Source organism: Hazenella coriacea, assembly GCF_004341825.1.
Lineage (GTDB): Bacteria > Bacillota > Bacilli > Thermoactinomycetales > Thermoactinomycetaceae > Hazenella > Hazenella coriacea.
Genome location: NZ_SMAG01000007.1, coordinates 68,610 through 86,303, shown reverse-complemented (window position 1 = coordinate 86,303; position 17,694 = coordinate 68,610). Strand labels below are relative to the sequence as shown.

Below are 17,694 nucleotides of genomic sequence, written 5' to 3'. Positions count from 1 at the left end.
TAGTAAAGATTTTGTCTAGCTTTTAATCCTCCTTTTCTGTAACTAGAATAAAGGGGGATTTTTCTTTTTCATGCTCAAATCATAAACTCGTCCTCTTCGCATATATTTGTACAAACCCTGTGAAGAGCGGGTGGATGAGATTGAAGTATTTTCAAATTTTGTTGTTAACTTTATTTCTTAGTTTCTTTTGCGTAACCTCTTGGAATCGTGTAGGGGCTACACCTGTAGATTCTGTACCTGAGTTAGCTCCTGGCGCACAAGCAGCCATTCTCATGGATGCTACATCTGAACGAGTTCTCTATGGGAAAAATGCAGATAAGCGGATGTCTATTGCTAGTTTGACGAAAATTATGACAGCAATCGTCGCGATTGAAAACAAGGAGAATTTGGAGGAGGAAGTTGTGATTGGTCCTCATGCAGTAGGGATTGAGGGATCCTCCATCTATTTAAAAAAAGACGAGAAAATTCCATTGAGCACTTTGTTGTATGGTTTAATGTTGCGGTCTGGGAATGATGCTGCTATAGCGATTGCTGAACATGTAGGAGGTTCAGTCGAAGGATTCATTTATTTAATGAATGAAAAAGCTGAAGTATTAGGTCTGAAGAATACACATTTTATGAATCCACATGGCTTAGATCATTCAAAGCATTATTCCTCAGCAGAGGATTTAGCTAAATTAACCGCCTATGCTTTGAAAAATCCCACCTTTCGGGAAATTGTGAAAACAGATGTAAAAAAAGTTCCTTGGCCAGGAGAACAATGGGATCGAACCTTTTATAACAAAAATAAGATGCTTCAATTTTATCAATGGGCAGATGGAGTTAAAACTGGGTACACTCAAAAAGCGAGACGAACCTTGGTCTCTTCAGCAACAAAAGACGGAGCACAGTTGATTACAGTCACCTTAAATGATGGGGATGACTGGAAGGATTCTATGATGATGTTTGAGTATGGGTTCAAGCATTATGATCTCGTTTCGGTCTTAAAAGAAGGTCAAGTCATTTCAAAGACAGAGATAGAGAATGATCAGCATCAACGTCTCCAAGTGGTTGTGGGACGGTCATTTCAATATCCACTGAATGAGGATGAAAAAAAGAGAATTACAGTTGAACCCATTATCAGTTATCCATTAAAGCTGGTGAATAAAGAGAAGATGCAAGTAGGGAGTGCTCGAATTTATTTGGATCAAAAATGGATCGGTTCGATTCCACTGGTGGCTCATTTTGCAGACCAACCTACAGTGTTTTCCCAATGGATCGTTGTATTGGAAACGGTTTGGGGGCAAGGGGTGAGGCAGTATGATTAATTATATTTGGTTGTTTATGATCTTAAGTGGTGTTGTAGCAGCGATTCTTCAAGGAAGGGTTGATTTAGTAACGACAGCTGCATTAAATGGAGCAAAAGATGCAGTGGCGGTTTGTATCGGTTTAATCAGTATTCTTGTTTTTTGGTTAGGGATGATGAAAATTGCTCAAGATGCGGGTCTTCTAGAAAAATTAGCGCGGCTTCTTCGACCGATTGCAAAGTTTTTGTTTCCTAACGTCCCCTTAGATCACCCAGCCATGGGCTATATTTTATCCAACATGAGTGCCAATATGTTTGGACTTGGAAATGCAGCTACTCCTATGGGGATTAAAGCGATGGAGGAGTTACAAAAACTAAATCCGGATCCCAAAACAGCTACACCAGCGATGTGTACCTTACTAGCTTTAAATACGTCAGGACTTACATTGATTCCTACAACGATTATAGGGATTCGCTTAAAATATGGATCATCAGACCCAACAGATATTATTGGTCCGACGATATTGGCGACCTTTATTGCGACAAGTATTGCTATCTTCTTAGATCGCTTTTATCGAAAACGAGAGTTCCAGAGTATCAAAGGGTAGCTAGATGAGGAAGATGAGGGGGTGAACAGATGTTTGAAGCACTTTCGGTAGTATCCAAGTTGATGTTGCCAGCTATTTTGGCATTCATCCCACTGTATGCTATTTTTCGAAAAGTCCCTATTTATGAAAGTTTTATTGAAGGAGCAAAAGAAGGTTTTCCTACAGCTATTTCGATTATTCCTCATTTGGTTGGGATGATGGTAGCGGTTGCGATCTTTCGTGATACAGGAGCGATGGAGTTTTATCTACAGTTTTTAACTCCGCTTGTGCAGTGGTTACATATTCCTACTGAAGTGTTACCCATCGGGATTTTACGTCCCATTTCGGGAGCTGGTTCACTAGCCTTTGTCGAAAGTATTTTACGTAATGAAGGCCCCGACTCATTTTTGGGGAAGCTGGCATCTACCATTCAAGGGAGTACAGATACCACTTTGTATGTGATCACTGTATATTTTGGGGCTGTTGGGATTCGTCGTTCTCTTTACGCATTAAAAGTAGGTTTATGGGCTGACTTGGCTGGGTTTGTGGTTTCGATCATCATCTGTACCCTTATGTTCCAACCATAGTTTCAAAAAAGTGACCTAACATTGTTGTTAGGTTTTTTAGCTTCTCTTCAGTGGAGAGATTTAATAGATATTAATTTTTTTATTAATAAAGTTAAAAGGCCTTCTTCTTTGATTACTGAAGGCCTTTAGTGATTTATATTAGTAAAGCACCATTTAAAATCTCTTGATAAAGTTGATTCCAATTTTGACAATATGAGGATACATTTTTTGGATTTATAAATATTCGTTGTGTAGATTCGTGTTCAGCCTTAAAAGGATGTAATTGAGTTATCTTCATTTTATAAAAAACCTGATAACCAACTTTCGGATAGGGACTATTTTCATTCCATAATGGATCTTCACTATTGTCAACAATGATGAATCCGAGAAGTTCACAATTCCCTTCTACAGACCCCTCTTCAAGTACTTCCCGATTCAAGCATTCTTCAGGAGTTTCATCTAAATCAATATGACCACCTGGAAAATCCCATCCTCTATGTTTTAAGTCAACTAATAATAATTGGTGATCTAGAAAACAAAAGCCATGTACACTAGTAATTAAACTTCTCTCCGGAAGTTGTTTGCTATTTTGCCAAGTTAATTTTACTCTTGATTCTCCCCAGTTTACATAAATGTTTGACAATTGATCCCATCCAATCTCTTATATTTGCATAGAAATAAACCTCAATGTTTCAAGTATGCTTTTAGAGCTGATTTGCGGTACATAATACGATTGGATATCTTCTTAAAAAATATTATAGAACGCATATTTGAATGATATCAAATAAAATTTAACTTCTGTCTTTCTGATGATTAGAATTTCTTAATTCTTCGAATGAACACAATTAGCTCTCTAACGAATCTCCTACTAATTGTTGTAACCCCATTCCCATATACCTTTGACCCAATAGATTTCCAACAGCATACGAATGCTTGTTTCTAATTAGGGAAAAAGATAAGATGACTAGGGGGTGAAAGCATGGAAAGACTACAAAAAGTGATGGCTCAAGCTGGAGTTGCATCACGTAGACAATGTGAAGAACTGATTCGACAAGGACTAGTGAAAGTAAATGGGAAAACAATATCTGAACTTGGTTTTAAAGTAAATCCCTCCATCGATCAAATTGAAGTGAAAGGTAAAAAAGTTGTTTCTGAACGAAAGCGAACCTTTCTTTTTTATAAGCCGATGATGGTGATCACTAGTATGTCTGATCCTCAAGGAAGAGAAGTGGTGGCCAATTATTTCCGTTCCATTTCGGAGCGAGTGTATCCAGTAGGACGATTGGATTATGATACAGAAGGACTTTTACTCATGACCAACGATGGGGAGCTTGCCAATCAATTAACCCATCCTCGCTATGAAGTAAACAAAAAATATGTAGCTACGATTAAGGGAAAGCCCAGCCAGGATGAGATCCAACAACTGCGCAAGGGAGTTCAACTGACAGATGGCTGGACGGCTCCAGCAAAAGTGAAATTATTAAAAATAGATGAACAGACATCGAAAGTGGAGTTGATGATCCATGAGGGTAGGAATCGACAGGTAAGACGAATGTTTGAAGCGATTGGATATTCAGTGGTTCATCTTGCCAGAATTCAACTTGGACCTCTCACTTTGAAAGGACTCAAAAAAGGAGAATACCGAGAGCTCACTTTAGAGGAAATACGGAAACTAAAGGAAATAAGGAAGTAACCGCTATCATCATTCAAATAATCTTCAAATTGAGTTACAAGCATAGATGTAGTTCAGAGATATAATGAAAAATGGGATAGCTTAGGATTTGAAGGTGTTGATGTGGAAGCGGGGGAGGGAAACAGATTAAATGATTGAAAACACCAAATGCGAATGCGGTCATAATAACCCCGTAGGTACGGTTTTATGTGAGTACTGCGGGAAACCGCTTGATGAAGCAATAAAGGATAAAGAAAAATTTGAGAATGAAATGAGATATGAGGGAAAGGCTCGCCGTTCTCAAGTAGCAACCTCTTCTCTTTTTGACTCAATATGGAACTTTTTTTCATCTGTGAAGATTGCCATAATCATGATTCTGGTTACATTGGTAGCAGCAGGAATTGGAACAATCTTTCCACAAGAGGAGTTTATTCCATCTCGTACTCCTGAAATCTATTATGCTGAAAACTATGGTATTTGGGGGGAGATCTTCTATTCGTTAGGTTTCTCTGATATGTACTCATCATGGTGGTTCTTTCTTTTGATATCCATGATTGGTATTTCATTAGTCGTTTGTAGCTTGGACCGTGTAGTACCTCTATACAAAGCCTTGAAAAATCAGCGTGTTATCAAAAATACAGATTTTATTATCCGACAGCGTATTTCACATCAAGAATCAATCCAACAAGAATTAAAATCCACTACACTGGAACAGCTTTCCAAGCAATTAGAAAAAAAGAGATATAAAATCCGTCAAGATGGCGATGCAATCCTGGCAGAAAAAGGCCGGATTAGTCGCTGGGGCCCATATATTAACCATATTGGTTTAATTATTTTCTTATTTGCACTGTTACTTCGGTATATTCCTGGTTGGTATCTTGATGATATGGTAGTCATCCGTGAAGGAGAAATGAAAAAAATTCCTGACACGGAGTACTATGTAAAGAATGAGAAAGCGTTTGCCGAGTTTTATGATCCCAAGGAAGTACCTAGTTCGTCAAAAGCTAAAGGAGCTGTGGTGAAGAAGTATCAAACGGATGTTTCCCTATATGTGCAGGAGCCAAATGGACAATTTAAACAGGTTCATAAAGGCTCAACTTTGGTTAACCATCCGGTTGAATACCAAGGTCTATCACTTTTTCAGTCTGGCATGGAACTGAATCCAAAATTGGGCGCTATGACATTGAAAGTGATTGATAAACAAACGAATCAAGACTTGGGAAATTTTACAGTTGATCTCTTTGATATGAAATTAAATCAGGCTTATCAGGTAAACCCAGATATGGAAGTTAAAATCGAGCAATATTATCCCGATTTTGCTCTTGAAAATAATCAACCAATTACTCGTTCTCAAGAGCCAAACCGACCAGCTTTTATCTTTGAATTAATAGATAAAAAGAAAGGAAAGTCAGAACGTTCTTGGGTGATTTCTGGATTGGATTTAGATAAACAGATGAAGGATAACCAGTATGCGATTAATTTTGGTGGACTTAAGTTTGTGAATGAATCAGCTTTACAAGTGAGAATTGATAAACGCTTGCCCCTCGTGTTCACTGGAGGAATTATCAGTATGATCGGATTGGTGATGGGCTTTTATTGGCAACATCGTCGAGTTTGGATTCGTTATACAGATGGTAAGATTTATATTGGAGCTCATACCAATAAAAACTGGTATAGCTTACGAAGAGAATTACAACAAGTCACCGATCAAACAGATTTGAAATTGAAATTTGTTGATTAAGGGAGGAAGCACCTTGGAACAAGTGATGCAAAATTTACTTTATTTAACATTTTTTATGTATCTGATCTCCTCTGTGGCATTCTTTATTTCATTATCCAATAAAAATAAGGAGAATAATAAGGGGCGCCTTTTTGAACGGTGGGGGATTGGCTTAGCGATTGTAGGTGCGGTGATCCAGGTTCTATTTATTATTTCGAGGATTATGATTGGTGGACACTTCCCTACAAGTAATATGTTTGAATTTAGTGCGTTTCTCTGCTTTACTGTCGTCCTAGCTTATATTGTGCTTTACTTTATGTATCGTTCTGCAGTGTTAGGTGCATTTGTTATGCCATTAGCGGTACTTTTACTCGCTTATGCCTCGGTGTTTCCAACTGAAGTTCAACCATTGATTCCTGCTCTTCAAAGTCATTGGTTGTATATCCATGTTACTACTGCAGCTGTCGGTCAAGGAGCATTTGGAGTTGGATTTATCGCTGGTCTGATTTATCTCATTCATCGTTATGGATTAGATAAAAAAGGGAAGAATGTTTTCTGGTTAGAAACGACGATGGTTATTGTGTTAATGTTTATCGCTTTCATTTTTGTCAACTATGTGTTTTCTGCTTTAGGTTATGAAGCAAAAATTGAACATATTGTAAAAAACAAAAACGGAGTTCTTCAAGAAGCAGTTCAAGATTATCAAATCCCACCTCTTGCTGGACCCCATGATGGAAAAGTAGTCTCGATGGACTCATTTCTTGGACTGAAAAAACCATTGTTTGAAGTTCCCACTTGGATGGAAGGAGAACAAGCAGCTAAGAAGTTTAACTCTGTGATCTGGTCAATTATGATCGGACTTGTGGTCTATGGGATTTTACGACTTGTCTTGCGTAAACGAGTGGTAGCTGCAATGCATTCGTGGGTGAAAAATCTAGATGCAGATTTACTAGACGAAATTAGCTATCGTTCGATTGCGATCGGTTTTCCGATCTTTACCCTTGGGGCACTGATCTTTGCGATGATATGGGCTCATGAAGCCTGGGGACGTTTCTGGGGATGGGACCCAAAAGAAACGTGGGCCTTTATCACTTGGTTGTTTTATAGTGCTTATCTCCATTTACGACTCTCCCGTGGTTGGATTGGCTCGAAGTCCGCTTGGCTTGCAGTAGGTGGTTTTGTTATTATCATGATAAACTTAATTGTGATTAACCTAGTTTTAACAGGTTTACATTCCTATGCTTAGTACTGTGGAATGAATAGGGGGGATGAAAACCTCCTAGCTCAGAGTAGGCAGTTTTGTTACGATCATGATAAACTTAATTGTAATATCTATTTCATGGTAGTGTTACTGAAAACCGATTCGATTGCTCGATTGCCAGTAGCTCTTATAGATTGAAGGAAGTTATCGATCGGATGAACTAATGCAAGATGCTTGAAACAATATAGAGCTCTCTATGAATTAGATGAGCTGGGGAAACCCTTTTCTCAAGAAGTGATTCGGGAAAAGGGTTTCCCAGTAAATTGATAGTGAAGAGGGATTTTAGATTACTCCTAGAGGTGAGAACCATGGAAAAACAGCATACCATTTTAGTCGTGGATGATGAGGATCGCATTCGTCGGCTGTTAAGGATGTATTTAGAAAGAGAAGGTTATCTCATCGATGAAGCTGAAGATGGAGAGCAGGCCTTGGAAAAAGCCTTTGAAACTGATTATGATCTGATTTTACTGGATCTGATGTTGCCTGGAATGGATGGTTTAGATGTTTGTGAAGAGATTCGCAAGAAAAAAGCAACTCCCATCATTATGTTGACAGCACGTGGTGAAGAAGCGAATCGAGTAGAAGGGTTTGAAGCTGGGACGGATGATTATGTGGTCAAGCCTTTCAGCCCTCGTGAATTGGTTCACCGAGTGAAAGCGGTATTGCGTCGGGCGTCTGCAACAGCGTTTTTAACCACAGACACTGAAACGCATAATGTGATTGTCTTTCCAGACTTGACGATCGATCATGATGCACATGAAGTAAAAGCAGGCGGTAAAAATATTCCATTAACCCCTAAAGAGTATGAGTTACTCCATTATCTGGCCAAGTCTCCAGATAAGGTGTTTACAAGGGAAACATTATTGCGTGATGTATGGAATTATGAGTTTTTTGGAGATTTACGAACCGTAGATACTCATGTGAAACGCTTGCGCGAAAAACTAAACCGTGCTTCTTCAAAAGCGGCTTTAATGATCACGACCGTTTGGGGAGTCGGATATAAATTAGAGGTACCTAAAGAGTGATTCTGCGAAGTGTGGTTGGAAAACTCTGGTTGACGATCATCATTCTTGTTTCGCTTGTTCTAGTGTTCCTCACTCTATTTTTAAGTGAGCAAGTAGATAAAACCTATGTTCAGGATCAGCAGAAAATGCTAAAAAACCTTGCTAGCCATATTCAAGTTCAAGCCAAGACTGCAGGAACTGCTCATGGGAAATATCTAAAAGATGTGGTGACGATTTCAGAGTTATTTCGCACTTACATGGTTGTACTAGGGCCCGATGGGCGAGAGAGTGATCATGATGTATCGAAGAGTTCTCCACAAGTAGATTGGACAGAAGTCCTGAGTAAGAATGATTTAGAGCAGGTGTTTCAAGGAAAGCAAGTTGCTAAGCAAGGAAGAGTTCATTTAAATAACCAACAAGATCAATGGTTTCCACAATTTAAAAATGATATTTTGCTTGTGGCGATTCCTTATGAGCAAAATAATAAAGTGGAAGCTGCGATCGTTCTTTACCAAACTCATGATCAATTAAGCGAAATTCAAATGAAGCGCTGGATCTTTTACTCTGCTTTGATTGGCATTGCTTTAACAACTGTATTTGCCTTTTTCTTGTCTACACGGATAACCCAACCTTTGATTCAAATGAAGCGGGCGGCAGAAAAGATGTCACGTGGTGAATTTTCTACTCGTGTTCCCGTTCGAACACATGAACGGGATGAGATTGGCGATCTAGCGATGACTTTTAATCGAATGGCTGGTCAATTAGAAGATTCGATTCACCAACTCTCCCAAGAGAAAGATCAACTTTCCAGCATATTACGTAGTATGACGGATGGAGTTCTTACGTTAAACAAATTTGGAAAAGTGATCTTAACAAATCCCCCTGCCGATAAATTTTTATCTGCCTGGGATATGACTGAACAAGGAAAAATACCGCCTCCTTTACAGGAATTTTTCCAACGAGTCATTCAAGAAGATCGAGAGTTTATGGGGGATATTACGGGTCAAGGTAAAACTTGGGCACTAGTTATGACTCCTTTATATGCAAGAGATCAATTGCGTGGTGCCGTCGCTGTATTGCGAGATGTTTCAGAAGATCGCCGTTTAGATAAAATGAGAAAAGACTTTGTCGCCAATGTATCTCATGAGCTTCGTACTCCTTTATCGATGTTACAGGGATATAGTGAAGCTTTATTAGATGATATTGCTGATACTCCTGAAGAACGCCGAGAGATTGCCTCAGTCATTAATGAAGAGTCACAACGAATGGGGAGACTGGTTCGTGAATTATTGGATCTTGCTCGTATGGAGGCAGGGCACATTCAAGTAGAACCTTCGGCGGTTTCGATTCCAGAGATTCTGCAACGGATGGCTCGAAAGTTTCAAACGCTAGCAAGGGAAGAGAATGTTCAAATCTCAGCAGAATTTGAAGAAGATTTTCCAATTGTGAAATGGGATGAAGATAAGATCGAGCAAGTACTGACGAACTTGATTGACAATGCCATTCGCCATACTCCAGAAGGTGGTTCAGTCTGTGTACGCGCTTATCAGAAGTCCAATAAAGTTTATTTAGAGGTGGAAGATACCGGTTCAGGCATTCCTGAAGAGGATCTCCCCTTTGTTTTTGAACGTTTTTACAAGGCGGACAAAGCACGGACTCGTGGTCAATCAGGCGGTACTGGATTAGGTTTATCGATCGTGAACCATCTTGTACATGCTCATGGCGGAGAAGCCAAAGTGAGAAGCCAGTTGGGTAAGGGGACTGTGTTTATCATCCAATTGCCATTACGTGTAGATTAAACATCTACAAGACTTATAAATGACGCACCACATTTCTAATCATTGATGAGGAATGTGGTGTTGTTTTGTGTTTGAACATGGGCTGGAAGTATTATATTTTAATTGATTAAAGTATTAGCTCTTTAATAAATGTATTTGGCAAAAGAATTGCTTCTCGTTAGACTATGACTTGGGATTTAGAAAGAAGGTATGGACACCATGAAAAAAACAACCGCCATTTTCTTGGTTATCATCGGAGCAGCTTCGTATGGTTTACCTGCTTCCATTGTTAAAATCGCATATTCTTATGGGTTTACTCCAGAAGATGTGATTGGTAGTTTTGTTTTCTTAGGAGCTGTGGGGCTTTGGTTATTAAGTATACCGGCATGGCGAAAACAAGGTGCAATTTCTTCACATTTATTGTGGAAATTATTACTGAGTGGAACTTTTTCCGGACTAACCTCTATTTTTTATAATATATCTTTGCAGAAATTGCCAGCCTCATTAGCTGTGATTTTATTATTTCAATTTACTTGGCTAGGGACCATTTGGGAAAGCATTTCCAAAAAGGAAAAACCAAGTCGAAATCGCTTGATATCAATGTTGGTGATTATTTTAGGAACTTGTTTTGCTGCGGGAACGATCTCCTATGACCTTTCACAACTTAGTTGGATTGGTATTTTATTTGGCTTTTTGGCAGCGATCACCTATACTGGTTTTCTCTATACAAGCGGAACGGTTGCACTTGAAATATCTCCTTTAGTTCGTAGTGCATTGATGATGACAGGTTCTTGTCTCTTTGTCTTTGTTATCTTTCCACCCCGATTCTTTATCAATGGATCGATTCAAGAAGGACTTTGGCTTTGGACTAGTGTAATCGCATTATTCAGTGTGGTTATTCCTACAGCGCTCTTTACCAAGGCGATTCCAACTGTTGGTATTGGTTTAGCTTCTATTTTAGGCTCCATCGAACTACCAGCTGTGATTCTTATGTCTGCTCTTCTACTATCGGAGCAAACAACATTGTTACAATGGGGGGGGATTCTGCTCATCTTATTTGGCATTATTTTAGCGGAGAAAAAAATACATCCCAAGTCAACAACTTTATCCAAAGAGAATAGTATTGCTAAATGAGTAGTTTGTAAATTAGTTCATCGATTCAAGTAACCTGTGAGAAAGGGGAAAGAGGGTTTCGACAAAATAATATTTCGAAAAACGAAATAAAAGTCAATCGAAACAACTCTATCTACAGGAGCGTTTTCCAACGAGCGATTCTTCGAGGTTGATCGGAGAGTAATTCGAAAACCACTCTTCCCGATTAGGCATGTCTAAACCAGGGTTCGATTTTCACTCACCAATGAGCTACTGACTGAAAGTCAGTAGCTCATTGGTCTGTATCATTGACTCTCACCCTTCATAGGAACAAGAGGGCGCATCGTAATTTGATTAAGTATCACCCCTTTAGGAGCAGAGACAACCATCCCCACCGCATCAGCCACTTGTTCGGGATCTAGAGCATAATCTTTGTAGCGTCCAAATTCTGTTTTGATAGACCCAGGACAGATGGTAGAAACCTTCACATGGTAAGGCTTCAACTCCAAGGTTAAAGCATCCGAAAGAGCCATTAATCCGAATTTAGAAGCACAATAGCCACCGCCACGGGCGAAGCTTTCTGTCCCCGCTACACTTGAAATATTTACAATGTGTCCTTCCGTTTGTTTTAAGTGCGGAATGGCATATTTACATGTAAGAAATGCTCCTTTTAAATTCACATCCATCATTTGATCCCATTGCTCTTCGGTTAATTCATCTACAGGGGCAAAATGACCGAGTCCTGCATTATTGATGAGCAGGTCGAGTCGTCCCCAGCGCTGAATCACCTGGTCAATTAGTTGTTGAACTTGTTGACGTTGTGTAACATCACATGCTTGGGGGATAATTTGGTCAGGTTTTTCTTGGGCGAGAGCTTCTAATAAATTGAGTCTGCGAGCACTTGCGATGACAGTAGCTCCTTCATGTACCAAGCGGCGAGTAATCGCTACACCTAACCCTTTGCTAGCACCTGTTACAATCGCAACTTTTCCTTTTAATGAAGACAAAAGAATTCCCTCCTTGGGTTTAATAAAAAAACAAGCAGAAGTCTTTCTCCTGCTTGTTCCATCTTCTCATATTTTCTATATTATAAACTCGAATTGAGTAAAATTACTTAATCAATTGGAAACAACGACTTAACGGGATTTGAATCCTTATGTGACTCAAATGGCTTATATTTAGTTATAAATCGATTTCGATCACAGATTGAATTTCGGACATTTGTGTTAACGTAGTAAGTACTGTTTGGGTCACAGGTTTGTCAATACATAGAACCATGATCGCTTGTCCACCAATGTTTTGCCGTCCTACCTGCATGGTAGCAATATTCACATCATGATTTCCTAAGATTGTACCTACTCTACCGATGGCTCCAGGTTGGTCGAAATGTCGGATGAATAGCATATGTCCCTTTGGAGTAACATCCACCGTATAGTCATCTACTTTGGTAATCCGAGCTCCTAGACCATTTAGTAATGTCCCAGTAGCACTACGTAACTCACTTTGAGTTTGTACCTCCACTTTAATCAATTGAGTAAATCCATGGCTGTTGGAAGCTTTCTGCTCCAAGATCTGCACTTCACGTTTTTTAGCGAGATGAGGTGCATTCACATAGTTTACATCAGCAAGGTGATGGGATAGCACTCCTTTTAGAATGGTTCGAGTAAGAGGAGAAACATCAATTTCAGATACATCTCCTGCGTAGGTTACAGTGATTTTTTCAATGGCTCCTTGAACAGTTTGTCCAACGAATCGACCTAGTTGCTCTGAAAGTTCTTGATATGGCTGTAGCTTTTGTTGCAGCTCTGCTGGGATTGATGGTAAGTTGACAGCATTTTTAAATGGTTGTCCACGTAGAATATGCAAAACTTCTTCAGATACATCGATCGCAACATTTTCTTGAGCTTCGATGGTAGATGCTCCTAAGTGAGGAGTGGCAATCACTTGAGGTAGCTGTAAAAGTGGATGATCCTTAGGTGGTTCGTTTTCGAACACATCGAGAGCGGCTCCTGCCACTTTCCCTGCTCGAATGGCATCATAAAGGGCTTGTTCATCAATAATTCCACCACGAGCACAGTTTAGAATGCGAACGCCATCTTTCATCAGACCAAATGCTTTATCATTGATCAGATGTTTGGTCTCTTTGGTGAGTGGAGTGTGAACAGTAATGTAATCACCCACAGAGATGGCTTCTTCAAGAGAGGCTTTTTTGACCCCTAACTTTTCTGCTCGTTCGTCTGTTAAGTATGGATCGAAAGCAACTACTTGCATGCGGAATGCTTTAGCTCGCTTCGCCAACTCAGCTCCAATCCGTCCTAGACCGATAATGCTTAAGGTTTTTTTATTCAGTTCTACCCCCACAAAATCTTTACGTTTCCATTCACCTTGGGTGAGAGAGCGGTAAGCTTGTGGAATATTACGTGATAAGGAGATCAACATTGCAAAAGTATGTTCAGCGGTTGATATGGTATTGCCATCAGGTGCATTCACGACAATAATTCCTTTTTTGGTAGCTGCCGGAATATCGATGTTGTCGACACCTACTCCAGCTCGAGCAATCACTTTTAGTTGATGTGCCTTTTCGATTACTTCTACAGTTACTTTGGTTTGACTTCTTACCAAAAGGGCATCTGCAGTCTCGATTTCTAACAAAAGTTCATCAAGAGATAAATTTGTTTTACGTACAACGTTGACATCTGTGGCTTGTAGTAACTTTTCAATTCCCTGATCACTAAGTGGATCTGTGATTAAAATTTTATACATGGCGCAACATAACCTCCTGTGCAGCTTTAACTCCTTGACCTAAAGGAATGGAGACCCCTATTTTAGCAAGTGAAAGCTCTAATGTATTAAAAACTGTTAATATATCTAAGGGATCACAATATCCCATGTGACCAATGCGAAAAATTTGTCCTTTTAAATGTTGTTGACCACCTGCCACGATGACTTGTAACTGACGTAGTTGTTTACGTAATTCTTCAGAATCCCATTTTCCTTTTCCACCCCAGATCGAAGTAACAGTAGGGGAAGCATCTACGTCAGAGGTCATTAATTCTAAACCTAGTGCTTCGATCCCAGCTCGTGTCATTTGCTTCAGTTGCTCGTGACGATGATAGACGTGGTCTAAGCCTTCTTCTTCGAGCATGTGAAGTGATTCTCGTAAACCAAATAACAGAGAAACTGCTGGGGTATAGGGAGTTGTGTCTTTTTCCATATTCTTTTTATAAGCAGGTAAATCTAGATAAAAGCGAGGGTTATTATTTTTTTCAATGACAGACCATGCCCGTTCACTACATGCTACAAAAGCAAGTCCAGGTGGGAGCATCATTGCCTTTTGGGAGCCTGATACAATGAGATCAATTCCCCACTCATCCATTTTCGTTGGAACAGCCCCAAGACAGCTTACGGCATCAACGATGGTAAGTGCATCTGAGTGCTGGTGAATCACTTTGGCTAATTCTGCGATAGGGTTGAGTACACCTGTGGAAGTTTCGCAATAAGTCATAAAGACGGCTCGTGATTGGGGGTGCTTTTGTACGAAAGTGGCAAGTGTATCTGGATCACATGCTTTTCCCCAGGGAATCTCTAGTCGATGACAGGTGATTCCATAGCGTTGTAGAATTTTAGCAAAACGGTCACCAAATGCTCCAGTAACTACTACGATGGCTTCCTCATCTACAGATACAGAGTTGATGACGGCTGCTTCCAGTGCAGAAGTACCACTACCACTGATCAGTAAGGGAGATTGCTTCGTACCAAACACAGGTTGTAGATGTTGAATACACTCTTGAATCAATTGGGATGCTTGTCCACTTCGATGCCCAATCATCGGATGAGCCATCGCTTGTTGAACCCGAGGTGGAATCGGGGTGGGGCCAGGAATTCGTAAATGAAACTTTTCAGCAAAGATTGACATGTCACGACCTCCTAATAAGAGTGAATAAAGACTCATTTTTGGATGCTAATTGTACATACACCAACTTCAAAAGGACTAAAAACTCATCACTTTGGAAACCAAAGATTTATTGCGTATAATTGTTACAGGAATAAGTTCAATAGTGATGAGTGGAAGCTTGATGTCATGTTAGATTTATAAAAGAAAAAACCTCTCATCCACACACCACCACTAGGGGATGTGAGGGACGAGAGGTTTCGTGGTACCACCCTCATTTGCTGCTGGTTTACACCAACAACCTTAATGCCCATCTAAGGGACTTTGGATAACGGTTCTTCCGTGCTAGCCTATTGACTATTCAGCTAGCCACTCTGGAGTGCTCCACATCTGACAAACTGCCGATTCACAGCGACCATCGACTCTCTGTTAGTTTGATATTAGATGCTTGGTTCCATCATTGTTTATTGAATCTGAAATTTGTTTTTAACTTTAACACGAAAGAAATCACTTGTCAACCCTTTTAACTTTCGGAATTACTCCTTTTATATTTGCCTTTTAGGGGTAATGGTTGATATATTTCAAGCTAATAACGAACATCTAACGATAGAAAGGAGGAAGTATATGCTTGTTCAAAGTGAAGCTATTGATTTGTTATTGACAGATCTAAATAAAGAACAACGAAAAGCAGTAACTGCTGGAGATTCTCCTGTTGTCGTTTTTGCAGGACCGGGTAGTGGTAAGACAACCGTATTAACTCGTCGTGTCTTATATTTATTACATCAGGGAATACCAGCAAATCAAATTATGGTAGTTACTTTTACTCGAGCAGCAGCACAAGAGATGAAGAATCGTTTGATGACGATTATGCCAGAATCTAGATCTAAACTTATGATTGGTACGTTTCATTCTATTTTTCTAACTATGTTACGTGAAAGTGGAGAGCGAATCCCACCATTAATCCAAGCAAAAGAACAAAATGAATGGGTGAGACAACTTTTGATTGAACAAGAGCAGCCTGCGGATGATGAGGCGGTGAGTAGTGCTCTCAATCAAATGGGATTATGTAAGGGGAATCTGATTACCCCTACGAGAATGAATGTTAAAAAGAAGAAAAATATTTTGTTTCGCGATTTGTATCAAGCTTATGAAACCAAAAAAGAAGAAGTAGGCGTCTGGGATTTTGACGATATCTTACTTGCCACTTATGGTTGCTGTCTGAATCTCGATTGGCTCAGTTATTGGCAAAATCGTTTTCAAGCGATTCTAGTGGATGAATTCCAAGATATTAATCGTGTTCAATATGAAATACTCCTCCAATTATCTAAACAACGGCAACGTTTATTTGTTGTGGGCGATGATGATCAATCGATTTATGGTTTTCGGGGCAGTGATCCTTCATTTATGTTGCAACTACATAAAGATTTTCCTTCTTTACAAAGAATTGTTTTATCAGTCAATTATCGATCGACAGACACGATCATCCAAGTTGGTGACCAATTAATTAAACAAAACCATCATCGCCAATCAAAACCTCGTGCGGGTACAGGAGCACAAGGACCTGCTCTCATTTGGATGGAGCCTGAAGATGAAGAAGAAGAAGCAGAACAAATTGTGAAGCAATTAGGAGATCAGATGCAAACAGCTATTCTTTATCGAACATCTACCCAAGCGAGGGCGATGATTGATGCTCTTGTAAGAAATGACATTTCATTCACTGCATCTGCTAGTGACAGTTCCTTTTACCGTCGTTGGCAAGTACAAGATATTTTTTCTTACCTCAAACTTGTTCATCAATCGAATGATTTAGATGCACTGGTACGGATTATAAATAAACCAAAAAGATATCTATTTGGCGAAGAATGGATCGACTCATGTTGGAGTTTGGCGCGAAAAAGGAATCAATCCATATTAGAGGTACTTCCTGATTTACCAGGTTTGGAACGTTACCAATCTCGATATCTGGACAAGCTGAAACAACACATTTTTGCGATGAAAATGATGTCTCCAGTTGATGCGATTCAATATATTCGAGAGCAGATCGGTTATGATCGTTATGTAGAAACCTTTGCAAAGGACACAGGCAACGATTTGGGAGTCTTGTTAGAACCTGTCGAAGAATTAACAGTGGCAGCTAAACAGTGGACAGATGGACAAGCGTGGTTGAGTCATGCAGAAAAAGTAAATCAACAGTTACGACAGTCTCCTCGTACATCACAAGTCCATCTAATGACTTTTCATAAAGCGAAAGGTTTGGAGTTTGATCGAGTCTTTTTAATTGGTTTACACGCGATGGTTTTACCTCATCGACGTAGTTTACAGGTACCAGAGAATCGAAAACAAGTAGCTTGGGAAGAGGAAAGACGATTGTTATATGTGGGGATTACGCGTGCCAAAACGGAGTTATATTTATCAGTAAGTAAAACAAGACAGGGAAAACGATTAGGGGCTTCCCCTTTTTTAAAAGAGATCGGTTTTGAAAAAAAGGTTGACTTCCCATCGATTCAGCAAGTATCTTCCCTTTCTCGTCTGTCTAAGCAATCAAAAACCCAAGGACAACCTCAATTGAGATTTGTTGATGAAGTGGTTCGACCTGGGATGGGAATGAATCATGTACGGTTTGGTGATGGAGTGGTTGTCAAGGTAACTCCATTAGAAGGGGTTGCTCCAGGGAGAAAGATATTGGTTCGCTTCACTGATCAAACCATCACCTTACATTATGAACTATCTCGTCAGTTAAAATTGATTGCGTTGACTGATTAAATTTGTCTTAGTAATCAAGTTTTAACCACCCACAGTGTTTAGAAAACCCTGTCCAATATTGAACAGGGTTTTCT

The 17,694-nt window shown here is 39.6% G+C and carries 14 protein-coding genes and 1 other annotated feature; of the genes, 10 read left to right on the top strand and 4 right to left on the bottom strand.

The window, feature by feature from the left end; genetic code table 11:
- Window positions 1–134: 134 nt before the first annotated feature.
- Genes EDD58_RS11625 through EDD58_RS11615 form a run of 3 tightly spaced genes read left to right on the top strand, consistent with a single transcriptional unit; the run spans window position 135 to window position 2,459 of the window.
- On the top strand, window positions 135–1,307 hold the full coding sequence (locus tag EDD58_RS11625) for a D-alanyl-D-alanine carboxypeptidase family protein (RefSeq protein ID WP_131925777.1): 1,173 nt from the start codon (window positions 135–137) through the stop codon (window positions 1,305–1,307).
- Window positions 1,300–1,893, top strand: coding sequence for a nucleoside recognition domain-containing protein (locus EDD58_RS11620; RefSeq protein ID WP_131925775.1), 594 nt, complete (start codon window positions 1,300–1,302; stop codon window positions 1,891–1,893). The genes EDD58_RS11625 and EDD58_RS11620 overlap by 8 nt, the downstream gene beginning before the upstream one ends.
- A 29-nt stretch (window positions 1,894–1,922) precedes the next feature.
- On the top strand, window positions 1,923–2,459 hold the full coding sequence (locus EDD58_RS11615; RefSeq protein ID WP_131925773.1) for a spore maturation protein: 537 nt from the start codon (window positions 1,923–1,925) through the stop codon (window positions 2,457–2,459).
- A gap of 133 nt (window positions 2,460–2,592) precedes the next feature.
- Here EDD58_RS11615 and EDD58_RS11610 read toward each other — a convergent pair whose 3' ends face one another.
- Window positions 2,593–3,081 carry an NUDIX hydrolase gene (locus EDD58_RS11610; protein ID WP_131925771.1) on the bottom strand — a complete coding sequence of 163 codons (489 nt, stop codon included), beginning with the start codon at window positions 3,079–3,081 and terminating at the stop codon, window positions 2,593–2,595.
- Between the two features lie 336 nt (window positions 3,082–3,417).
- On the opposite strand from EDD58_RS11610, the gene EDD58_RS11605 reads away from it, so the two are divergent.
- From EDD58_RS11605 to EDD58_RS11580, 6 genes are all read left to right on the top strand, one after another.
- On the top strand, window positions 3,418–4,131 hold the full coding sequence (locus EDD58_RS11605) for a pseudouridine synthase (RefSeq protein ID WP_131925769.1): 714 nt from the start codon (window positions 3,418–3,420) through the stop codon (window positions 4,129–4,131).
- A 130-nt stretch (window positions 4,132–4,261) separates the two neighbouring features.
- Complete coding sequence (gene resB / locus EDD58_RS11600; protein WP_131925767.1) at window positions 4,262–5,851, top strand: cytochrome c biogenesis protein ResB; 1,590 nt, start codon at window positions 4,262–4,264, stop codon at window positions 5,849–5,851.
- A 13-nt stretch (window positions 5,852–5,864) separates the two neighbouring features.
- Window positions 5,865–7,076 carry a c-type cytochrome biogenesis protein CcsB gene (gene ccsB, locus EDD58_RS11595; RefSeq protein ID WP_207903299.1) on the top strand — a complete coding sequence of 404 codons (1,212 nt, stop codon included), beginning with the start codon at window positions 5,865–5,867 and terminating at the stop codon, window positions 7,074–7,076.
- 323 nt (window positions 7,077–7,399) lie between these two features.
- Entirely contained in the window at window positions 7,400–8,116 is a 717-nt protein-coding gene (locus tag EDD58_RS11590; protein WP_131925765.1) for a response regulator transcription factor, read from the top strand.
- Window positions 8,113–9,894, top strand: coding sequence for an ATP-binding protein (locus EDD58_RS11585; RefSeq protein WP_131925763.1), 1,782 nt, complete (start codon window positions 8,113–8,115; stop codon window positions 9,892–9,894). The genes EDD58_RS11590 and EDD58_RS11585 overlap by 4 nt, the downstream gene beginning before the upstream one ends.
- A gap of 198 nt (window positions 9,895–10,092) precedes the next feature.
- Complete coding sequence (locus EDD58_RS11580) at window positions 10,093–11,007, top strand: EamA family transporter (RefSeq protein ID WP_165875955.1); 915 nt, start codon at window positions 10,093–10,095, stop codon at window positions 11,005–11,007.
- Window positions 11,008–11,270: 263 nt separating this feature from the next.
- Here EDD58_RS11580 and EDD58_RS11575 read toward each other — a convergent pair whose 3' ends face one another.
- From EDD58_RS11575 to EDD58_RS11565, 3 genes are all read right to left on the bottom strand, one after another.
- The gene (locus EDD58_RS11575) at window positions 11,271–11,972 is read right to left on the bottom strand and encodes an SDR family oxidoreductase (RefSeq protein WP_207903298.1); all 702 of its coding nucleotides are present in this window, start codon (window positions 11,970–11,972) and stop codon (window positions 11,271–11,273) included.
- Between the two features lie 175 nt (window positions 11,973–12,147).
- Window positions 12,148–13,728, bottom strand: coding sequence for a phosphoglycerate dehydrogenase (gene serA / locus EDD58_RS11570; RefSeq protein WP_131925757.1), 1,581 nt, complete (start codon window positions 13,726–13,728; stop codon window positions 12,148–12,150).
- On the bottom strand, window positions 13,721–14,875 hold the full coding sequence (locus EDD58_RS11565; RefSeq protein ID WP_131925895.1) for a pyridoxal-phosphate-dependent aminotransferase family protein: 1,155 nt from the start codon (window positions 14,873–14,875) through the stop codon (window positions 13,721–13,723). Before EDD58_RS11565 ends, serA begins: the two co-directional genes overlap by 8 nt.
- A gap of 225 nt (window positions 14,876–15,100) precedes the next feature.
- Window positions 15,101–15,327 (bottom strand) — a binding site (T-box leader).
- A 154-nt stretch (window positions 15,328–15,481) separates the two neighbouring features.
- On the opposite strand from EDD58_RS11565, the gene EDD58_RS11560 reads away from it, so the two are divergent.
- Window positions 15,482–17,620 carry an ATP-dependent helicase gene (locus EDD58_RS11560; RefSeq protein WP_165875954.1) on the top strand — a complete coding sequence of 713 codons (2,139 nt, stop codon included), beginning with the start codon at window positions 15,482–15,484 and terminating at the stop codon, window positions 17,618–17,620.
- Window positions 17,621–17,694 lie beyond the last annotated feature (74 nt).